The sequence below is a fragment of the Gracilibacillus alcaliphilus genome (assembly GCF_016909015.1).
Classification (GTDB): Bacteria; Bacillota; Bacilli; order Bacillales; family Amphibacillaceae; genus Gracilibacillus; species Gracilibacillus alcaliphilus.
The window spans coordinates 61,947-71,956 of sequence record NZ_JAFBFA010000029.1 but is presented as its reverse complement, the minus strand read 5'-3'; the positions used below and the strand labels follow the sequence as shown (position 1 = coordinate 71,956).

Here is a 10,010-nt window from a genome sequence, read left to right as displayed (position 1 = left end):
TTATGCCCTGCAAAGCATACATTTTATGATAGAGTACCTTCTCTTTTTTGGCTAGGGGATTTTTTATCACTTTCGAGTATTATTTTACACATACACTTTTTTAAAATCTACACTCATCATCAAACCATTACTGCCTTAGAATGAACGGCTTATCGTTCGTGTTCAAAAAATTCGGTAAAAGGACCCCAGTTAAGTTCGCAACGTCCGGGACTGCGGTTACTCGCCCCGCCGAAACCATTTGTTGCAACACCAATACTAGCACATCGTGTGCGTCGGCAGGCTAAAACCATGACGTCCTGTACATCTAAGTGCAAAGCGGCACAATCTTTGAGCAACGGAATTGCACAGGAGGTGGTGACTTCTGCGTTGTCCACACGATGTGGACGGTTTTAGTAGAAGTTCCTCTACTGTCAACACAGAGATTCGCCATGTCATTTTGATTGGACTTTTTGAACAACCTCTTTTGTGACTTACTTCAAGCGAAGATGCAGTTCATTTAACTGTTTAGTATCAACAGTGCTTGGTGCCTCTGTCATTATGTCAGAAGCAGAAGCTGTCTTAGGGAACAAAATCGTATCACGTAAATTGGTACGTCCTGATAAAAGCATAATCAAGCGGTCGAATCCTAAGGCAATTCCTCCATGTGGCGGGGCACCAAATTCTAGTGCATCTAATAAGAAACCAAACTGTGCTTCTGCCTCTTCTTGGGTAAAGCCTAGCTTTTCAAACATTTGATTTTGCATTTCGCGTTGATAGATACGTAAAGAACCTCCACCAAGTTCATAACCATTTAACACCAAGTCATAGGCTTGCGCCTTTACAGAGGAAGGATTTGTATCTAACTGATCTAAATTATCATCTGCAGGCATCGTAAATGGGTGGTGTGCCGCATGATACCTACCTTCTGTTTCATCATATTCTAATAGTGGCCAGTCGGTTACCCATAAGAAGGCAAAGATACTTTCATCAATAAGCTGATGGTCTTTAGCTAGTTTAATACGTAAAGCGCCTAACGTATCATAAACTACTTGCTTCTTATCAGCTACAAAGAAAAGAATGTCTCCAGCTTCTGCCTCAAGCAGACTACGGAATTGTGTTTGTTCCTCTTCAGAGAAAAATTTGGCAATTGGGCCGACAAGCGCTTCTTCCTCTACTTTCAGCCATGCTAAACCTTTGGCACCGTATATCTTAGCAAACTCCGTCATATTATCTAGATCTTTACGAGAATAATGATCTGATTTACCTTTTAAATTCAAGCCGCTTACCTTGCCGCCATCAGCAACTGCTTGGCGGAATACTTTAAAGCTAGAATCTTTTACAACCTCTGACAGGCTAACAAGTTCCATACCGAAACGAATATCTGGTTTATCTGACCCATAGCGTTCCATCGCTTCATCATAAGGCATGCGCTGGAAAGGGGTTTCCACATCGATGCCTTTAACATCCTGCATCACCTTTTTCATCATTCGTTCTGTCATATCGATAATCTCATCCATAGACAAGAAAGATGTTTCAATATCAATTTGCGTAAATTCTGGCTGACGGTCTGCACGTAAATCTTCGTCACGGAAACAGCGGGCAAACTGATAGTACTTCTCGAAACCAGCCACCATTAACAATTGCTTAAACAATTGAGGGGATTGGGGCAGTGCATAGAAATAGCCTTCGTGTACACGGCTTGGCACTAAATAATCACGTGCTCCTTCTGGTGTACTCTTTGTCAACATTGGTGTCTCCATTTCATAGAAAGCTTCACGATTTAAAAACTCGCGAATAGATTGTGTTGTTTGGTGACGAAGCTTGAATGTCTCCTGCATGACTTCGCGTCGTAAATCTAAATAACGGTACTTCAAACGCACATCTTCTGATACGTCGACCTCATCAGTCAATGAGAATGGCGGTGTTTTTGCTTCATTTAGCACAATGATTTCATCGACCACAACCTCAATTTCTCCAGTTGCAATCTTAGGATTTACTGTCTCCGCATCACGTTCTAATACCTTCCCAGTTACTTCAATCACATATTCACTTCTCACGCTATCAGCAATCGCATGAACGTCTTTACCGTTCTCTGCGTTCACTACAATTTGAACGACACCGGAACGATCACGCAGATCAATAAAAATGATTTCACCTAAATCACGGCGTTTTTGTACCCATCCTTTTAGTGTTACACTCTCTTCTACATGCTCTTTACGCAGTGTCCCTGCTAATGTTCGCATCATAAGTCCCCCTTAAAGTCGTGTTTTCATATATTCGATTAATTGATCTAGAGCAATGGTTTCCTGCTGGCCGGATTCCATATTCTTTACAGCAATCTGCTGGTTTGCCAGTTCATCTTCACCCAGCACCAGTACATATTTGGCTTGTAATCGATCAGCTGCCTTGAACTGTGCTTTAAATTTTTTCCCTTGATAATCTTGATCTGTTTGAACACCTGCGAGGCGGAGCTGATTGACGATTGCGGCCGCCTTACGATTTGCTTCTTCTCCAAGCGCCACTAAATAACAGTCAAGCCGCTCGTCAATTGGAAGTTCAATTCCTTCTGCCTCTAAAGCCATTAATAATCGCTCCATACTTAAGGCAAAACCAATCCCCGGTGTTTCCGGTCCGCCCAATTCCTGCACTAAACCATTATAACGGCCGCCGCCAGACAATGTAGTAATTGCCCCAAAGCCTTCTGCATCACTCATTATTTCAAATGCAGTATGGTTATAGTAATCCAAACCTCTCACCAAGTTCGGGTCCACTTGATAAGAAATTCCCATCTCATCCAAGTAGCCTTTTACTTGTTCAAAATACTGAGCCGATTCCTCTGTAAGATAGTCTAAAATGGACGGGGCTGTCTTCATTTTTGGATGATCACGATCCTTTTTACAATCCAGTACCCGTAATGGATTTTGTTCTAAACGTGCCTGACAGTCACTGCATAATTCGTCTTTTACCGGCAGAAAGTGATCAATTAATGCCTGACGGTGATTCTCACGGCTCTCTTGATCCCCAAGACTGTTAATTACTAATTTTAAGGAGCGTAAACCAAAGACACGATAGGCATTGATAGCTAAAGAGATCACTTCGGCATCAATGGCTGGATCTGCACTCCCCAGTGCTTCCACTCCATATTGAAAAAATTGACGCATTCTCCCTTGTTGTGGCCGTTCATAGCGGAACATCGGTCCAAAATAGAACAGTTTTGTTGGCTGATTAGGTGAACCAAACAATTTATGTTCTACAAACGAACGCGCTACCGAAGCTGTTCCTTCCGGCCTAAGGGTAATACTGCGATTCCCTTTATCAGTGAAGGTATACATTTCTTTTTGCACAATATCGGTCGTATCCCCTACTCCCCGCTGAAATAATTCGGTATGTTCAAAGATTGGTGTGCGAATCTCCTTATAATGAAAGTTTCGACTCAATTCTTGCAATGCATTTTCAATATATTTCCATTTCTCTGTCACACCAGGTAATAAATCTTGCGTACCTCTTGGGGCTTTCATTTCATTTCCTCCTCTTAATTTATTCATTTTTAGAAGTCGTTCAAAAAATCTACATGCTTTGTTTCATTTTTGCTCCCTTAAACCGAACCTTTATTCTTTATTTTTCTCATCTGTATGTTCCTTACCACGGTAAAGAACATAGAAAAACCCCTCATCCCTGTAAAAAGGGACGAGAGGTTATACCCGTGGTGCCACCCTAGTTGAAGTATGTCAAACTTACTTCCACTCGAAACAGTTAACGCCTGTTTACGTTTATACCTACTTGATTTCAGTATAACACCTCCAGAATGTCTTTCACACAAGGCAGTTTGCAAGAATTCTTACAGCCAATGGAATTCTCTCTCTTTGCAACTAACTCTCGGCTACTTTTTCCTTCAACGGTTTTCATGTTAGCTAAAAATGAATTGTTTATATCATAATTGTTTTTGTTGCCATTTGTCAAGCCTATTTACGCCGATTTGTCATTTTTTGCGACGTATGCATAAAGATAGTAAAAGGTGCCGCTAACTCTTGTTGATAATGGCGACACTGCAGTTCATGATAATGATGAACCGCCTTCAGATATCGATTACTGGTCATCAACTGGGGTACTTGCCTATCGTTAAATCTCATGGAATAATCTCCTTCATTTCGGAGTGCTTGCAGATAGTTTCCCCTTTGCTATCTATATTTATACATATGAAAAAGATTAGGATGGTGTACCATCTTTCTGATGATCACTGTCTAACATGATGGTGACTGGCCCGTGATTCGTCAAACGGATATCCATCATCGCACCAAAACGGCCTGTTTCCACATGAATTCCTGCCTCTTTCAGCTTTTGATTAAACAAGTTATACAATCGCTCTGCCTGTTCCGGTTTGGCCGACTGCATAAAGTTGGGTCTTCTCCCTTTTCTTGTATCCCCATACAATGTAAATTGTGAGATCGACAAGATTGCTCCGCCAACATCTTGTAAAGATAAATTCATCTTGCCCTTTTCATCTTCAAAAATACGCAAATGGATCATCTTGTTGACTAAATAGTCAATGTCTTTCTCACTATCAGCATGGGTAATACCGACTAACGCCAGATATCCGTTGTCGATCGCGCCAATTACTTCATTATCCACCGTAACAGATGCTTGTTTCGCTCGTTGCAATACTACTCTCATATTTCGTAACTACCTGCCTTTTAATGAATCGTTCGTTCTACTGTATAAACATCTTGTATTTGCTTTAATTTATCTACTATTTTTTTCAAATGATTATTATTATGAATGAGGATATTAATATGGATAATGGCAATTTTCTGCCGATCGGAACGTCCATTTACCGCCATGATATTGGTTTTCGACTCGTTAATCACTTGGAGCACCTCATTAAGCAAGCCTTGCCGGTCATAACCAGATATTTCGAGATCTACGTGATAAGAGCGCGATTCCGATTGCTCGTTTTCCCAATTAACATATAACAGTCGATCCTTTGCTTCCGCTGTCTGTATATTCGGACAATCCGCCCGGTGTACCGAGACACCTCGCCCTTTCGTGATATAACCGACAATTTCATCCCCAGGAACCGGATTACAGCACCTTGCAAGACGAATAAGCATATTGTCTACGCCTTCTACTCGAACACCAGACTCTCCTTTGGATTTATGCCGCATCGACTGCCCGCTTGCATTTACTTCTTCAATCGTTTCTTCAATAGCCTTATTCTTTTCCTGCTGTTCACGGATTTTCTCTGTCAGCCTTGTAACGATTTGAGCTGCAGTAATACCATGGTAACCAACAGCTGCAAACATATCTTCTTCGGTAGAAAAACTAAATTTATCTAAGACGACTTGAATATTCTCGTCAGTCATGATCTCCTTCGGTTCAAAGTCCATCTCCCGCAGCTCATTCTCTACCAATTCACGGCCTTTGGTCACATTCTCTTCCCGTTTTTGTTTTTTGAAAAATTGTTTAATCTTATTTTTGGCTTGTGATGTTTGCGTCAGCTTCAGCCAGTCTTGAGAAGGTCCGTAAGAATGCTTTGAAGTCATCATCTCTATAATGTCTCCGTTTTTCAATTGGTAATCAAGCGGTTCAATTTTGCCGTTCACCTTTGCCCCAATCGTATGATTACCTACCTCGGTATGAATTTTATAAGCAAAATCAATCGGAACCGAGCCACTAGGAAGCTCAATGACATCCCCTTTAGGTGTAAAGACATACACCATATCTGAGAACAGATCCACCTTCAATGATTCCATAAATTCCTCAGCATCATTGGCATCGTTTTGCCATTCCAAAATCTCCCTAAACCAAGCCAAACGGTCCTCATTCGATTGCTGAGAAGCATTTACCTTCTTACCTTCTTTATATGCCCAATGGGCCGCAATTCCGTATTCTGCGATTTCGTGCATTTCTTGTGTACGGATCTGTACTTCTAATGGTGCCCCTTTCGGCCCGATCACCGTCGTGTGTAAAGACTGGTATAGGTTTGGTTTCGGCATAGCAATATAGTCTTTGAAACGGCCAGGCATAGGTTTCCAGCAGGTATGGATAATCCCCAAAACGGCATAACAATCTTTAATGCTCGATACGATAATTCGGACGGCCAACAAATCATAAATTTCATTAAACTGCTTTTTTTGCAGCATCATTTTGCGGTAAATACTGTAAATGTGTTTAGGCCTGCCGGATAATTCTGCCTGAATATGGACATCATTTAGCTGCTTTTTTACCTCGTTAATCACCTCATCAATATAGAAAACGCGTTCTTCACGTTTTTGTTTCATTAAGTGAACAATACGGTAATACTGCTGAGGATTCAAATACCGTAAAGCGGTGTCTTCTAATTCCCATTTAATAGCGGAGATACCTAAGCGATGAGCAAGCGGTGCAAATATTTCCAGCGTTTCATTGGAAATGCGGCGCTGCTTCTCTGCCGGTAAATGCTTTAAGGTTCTCATATTGTGTAGACGGTCAGCTAATTTGATCAAAATGACACGAATATCTTTTGCCATTGCAATAAACATTTTACGATGTGTTTCCGCTTGTTGGGCTTCTTTCGACATATATTTAATTTTTCTAAGCTTGGTAACACCATCAACAAGCATGGCCACTTCCTCATTAAAGGCTGCAGCGATATCTTCCAAGGTGTATGCTGTATCCTCCACGACATCATGCAGAAAACCACCTGCGATCGTTTCTGGGTCTAATTTTAAATCAACTAATATCCCTGCCACTTGTACAGGATGAATAATATAAGGCTCTCCTGATTTCCGAAATTGTCCTTCGTGCGCCTTTTCAGCAAATTCATACGCACGCTTAATAAACGCAACATCTTCATCATTCAAGTATTCTTCCGCCTTTTTAAATACATCCTCAGGTGCTAAAATTTTATCCTTTGCCATATTGATCACCTTTTACTAAGTTATACTATGCACGAAAAAACGTGTATACCTATCATAACAGAAAAATTAGCAATTTTCCTCTTAAAATTCTTTATTTAACACTAATTAGCCCTGACATTTTTATTTATCATTAACTTAACACTCATTTTTTCTTTGCTATATAGAAAAAGGCAGACACACAGACACATTCACCTGCATATCTACCTTTTTCTATAAGAGGTCTATTTCCTTCGCAAATCAAGGGAATGTTCCCCGATCAAAACTGACTAACGATAAATTGTGGCTTTTGAGCCGAATGTTTCTTATCATTGGCTTAATACTGCATCAATGTTAACACATCATAGCCATCTAATTTATCACGGCCGTTTAAATAGGTCAATTCAATTAAGAAGGCACAACCTACAACTATTCCGCCTAATTCTTCAACTAATTTAATGGTTGCCTCAATAGTCCCCCCGGTAGCCAATAAATCGTCGGTAATTAATATTCGCTGCCCTGGCTTAATAGCATCTTTGTGAATGGTTAGCACATTTTTGCCATACTCTAAGCCATAATCCACTTTGACCACTTCGCGAGGCAGTTTACCTTCTTTTCTTACTGGAGCAAACCCTACTTCAAGTGCATAAGAAACTGGACAACCAACGATAAATCCTCTCGCTTCTGGTCCAACGACTAAATCGATTTGTTTATCTTGCGCATATTCCACAATTTCTTCCACAGCTGCTTTGAATGCAGTTCCATTGTCCATTAAAGTAGTAATATCTTTGAACTGCACCCCTTTTTTCGGCCAATCTTCGACAAGTGTTATATACTGCTTATAATCCATAGACTACTTCCTCCTGTTCTTTTTCTACTTGCTGATTTATCCATTCCCTTAACTGTTTATAAGAAGAGTATACCAATATTTCCTCTAATTGTATTTGTTTTTTTCTTTCCTGATATACTGTTGCCTCTGTTAAATCTTTCTTAGATGGACTATTGGTTGGGATAATGTCTTTTCCTTGGCGTGTGACAAAGTTTAGTTCATGGAATACTTGGAACATAAACTTAATTTTGTCCAGTTTCCATCCCTTATACTGTGCTAATTTAGGAGCCTCTGCTTTATAATCAAAACTTCCCTTCTGCCGCAATAACTGATACAGCCATTTAAACTCCTCACGTGAAGGCAATGAGGTAAAATAACTGCTGTTTGTCGTCTCAAAACAAAGAAATAGCCGCTTAAAATGAAGTTGTTGTAATAAATTACTTAAATCTTCTAATTGATAAGGTATATCTAACAGAAACAGCTCATCAACCGGTGTAGTAGCAGCCAACGCGTCTTCCCAAAAACAAATCGAATCCCTGTTTTGATTCTCACGAAAACTGACACAAATATGGTTAACGGCCGGTTCCATTTTCGCTTGCCAGTTCCTTACTCCGCGATAATCAAACAATTGCCAGCTAGATACTGCGATATCCTTTACCATTAGCTGCGGTTTGCGAATCCCATTCCATTCATTTACTTGAAGTTCGGCAATAACCTCCATTACAGTATCTTTTGCCAACTGAGTGAAGGAAGAACCAAAACCAAAACAAACCGCATCTAATTGAGTGCCCTCTTCTGTAAATTTTAATTTAAGATGATTTTTGGTTGCTCCTATCTGTTTGATTTCGGCAGGAACTGCCTCTATATGAAACAAAGGCTTCGGATTCCCCATCCCAAACGGGGCAAGTTGCTGCATTTCTTTTATCAATTCCATATCTATTTGAGAGATAGTGATATCCCCATTTATCAGTAATTGCGGCTTAAAATCAGATTCCTTTAACTGTTCATCAGCTAATTGACCTAGTTTCTCACGTAATATATCGATATTGTCGGCAGGTAAAGTCATGCCAGCTGCCTGTGCATGTCCGCCGAAATGAGTAAACAATTCCCGGTACTCCATACAGTTTTTGAACATATCAAAACCATCTATACTTCGTGCCGATCCTTTAGCTTGACCTGCCTCTGAATCAAGGGCCAGCACGATGGCAGGACGATGATAAGCCTGAATTAATTTGGAAGCGACAATACCTAGCACCCCTTGGTTCCACCCCTCTCTCGCTACCACAATGACCTTTTGCTCACTCGCTTGTTCCTCATAAAGAGCAATTGCTTCTTCCGTTATATTGGCAACAATCTTCTGTCTTTCCGTATTAAGACCTTGAATATAGCTTGCCAACTCTTCTGCCTCTTCCGGATCTTCTGTTAATAACAAATCCACTGCCAGATTTGCATCTTGCAGCCGGCCAACCGCATTCAGACGAGGAGCAATCCGAAAACCTATGTCCTCTTCCGTCACATAGTCTTCCAATTGACATTGCTTTTTCAAAGCCTGGATGCCCATCCTGGATGTAGTTGTGATCGCCTGTAACCCATAGTAGGTCAAGATGCGATTTTCTCCTTGTAATGGCACTAAATCAGCAATTGTCCCTATCGCCACTAAATCAAGAAATTGTTTAGGAAAATAGCCAAGCAGATGTTCAGCAAATTTAAAAGCAACACCAACACCAGCCAATTCCTTAAATGGGTATTGTTCTGAGCATTTCGGGTGGATAATTGCATATGCTTCTGGGATCACTTCCTGCACCTCATGGTGATCCGTAATAATAACGTCAATTCCTAATTCGTTTGCTAAGGCAACTTCTTTATCTCCGGCAATCCCATTATCAACCGTAATAATCAGTTGAAATCCTTGGCGGAAGGCTTCTTGAAAGGCTGCTTCATTCGGGCCGTACCCCTCTGTAAAACGGTTAGGAATATAATAGTCACACATAGCGCCAGACTCTCTCAAGGCTTCTACCATTACGGTGGTCGATGTTACTCCATCTGCATCATAATCACCATAAACCAGGATACTCTCTCCTTGTTCAATCGCCCGTTTCACTCTTTCGATAGCCATATCCATACTAGTAAACTGGCTGGTGGGATGTAATCCTTCTAGAGAAGGATGCAAAAATTGTTCTGCTTGCTCATTCGTTTCAATGCCTCGCTGTATAAGCAGCTCTTTAATAACAGGTGATACATTTAACCCAGCTAACAGATTGATATCAATATTATTTTCTTGTTTATATGTAAATTTCCAATTTGATTGACTCTCTAACATAAATTCACCC

Annotated in this window: 7 protein-coding genes and 1 other annotated feature; all 7 genes read right to left on the bottom strand. The window is 40.6% G+C overall.

Annotated features, from left to right (window positions below; translation table 11 throughout):
* Positions 1-470: 470 nt before the first annotated feature.
* A complete protein-coding gene (aspS, locus tag JOD18_RS17970) occupies positions 471-2,225 on the bottom strand; it encodes an aspartate--tRNA ligase (RefSeq protein ID WP_204670498.1) in 1,755 nt (584 codons plus the stop codon).
* A 9-nt stretch (positions 2,226-2,234) separates the two neighbouring features.
* A complete protein-coding gene (gene hisS / locus JOD18_RS17965; RefSeq protein WP_204670497.1) occupies positions 2,235-3,497 on the bottom strand; it encodes a histidine--tRNA ligase in 1,263 nt (420 codons plus the stop codon).
* Positions 3,498-3,659: 162 nt separating this feature from the next.
* Positions 3,660-3,884, bottom strand: a binding site (T-box leader).
* A gap of 57 nt (positions 3,885-3,941) precedes the next feature.
* A complete protein-coding gene (locus JOD18_RS17960; protein WP_204670496.1) occupies positions 3,942-4,109 on the bottom strand; it encodes a hypothetical protein in 168 nt (55 codons plus the stop codon).
* 76 nt (positions 4,110-4,185) lie between these two features.
* Positions 4,186-4,650 (bottom strand): D-aminoacyl-tRNA deacylase, encoded by a 465-nt coding sequence (gene dtd, locus JOD18_RS17955; RefSeq protein ID WP_204670495.1) that lies wholly within the window; start codon positions 4,648-4,650, stop codon positions 4,186-4,188.
* A 20-nt stretch (positions 4,651-4,670) separates the two neighbouring features.
* Entirely contained in the window at positions 4,671-6,875 is a 2,205-nt protein-coding gene (locus JOD18_RS17950) for a RelA/SpoT family protein (RefSeq protein WP_204670494.1), read from the bottom strand.
* 313 nt (positions 6,876-7,188) lie between these two features.
* Positions 7,189-7,701, bottom strand: a complete 513-nt coding sequence (locus JOD18_RS17945; RefSeq protein WP_204670493.1) for an adenine phosphoribosyltransferase — start codon at positions 7,699-7,701, stop codon at positions 7,189-7,191.
* Complete coding sequence (gene recJ, locus JOD18_RS17940) at positions 7,691-10,000, bottom strand: single-stranded-DNA-specific exonuclease RecJ (protein ID WP_204670492.1); 2,310 nt, start codon at positions 9,998-10,000, stop codon at positions 7,691-7,693. The genes JOD18_RS17945 and recJ overlap by 11 nt, the downstream gene beginning before the upstream one ends.
* Positions 10,001-10,010 lie beyond the last annotated feature (10 nt).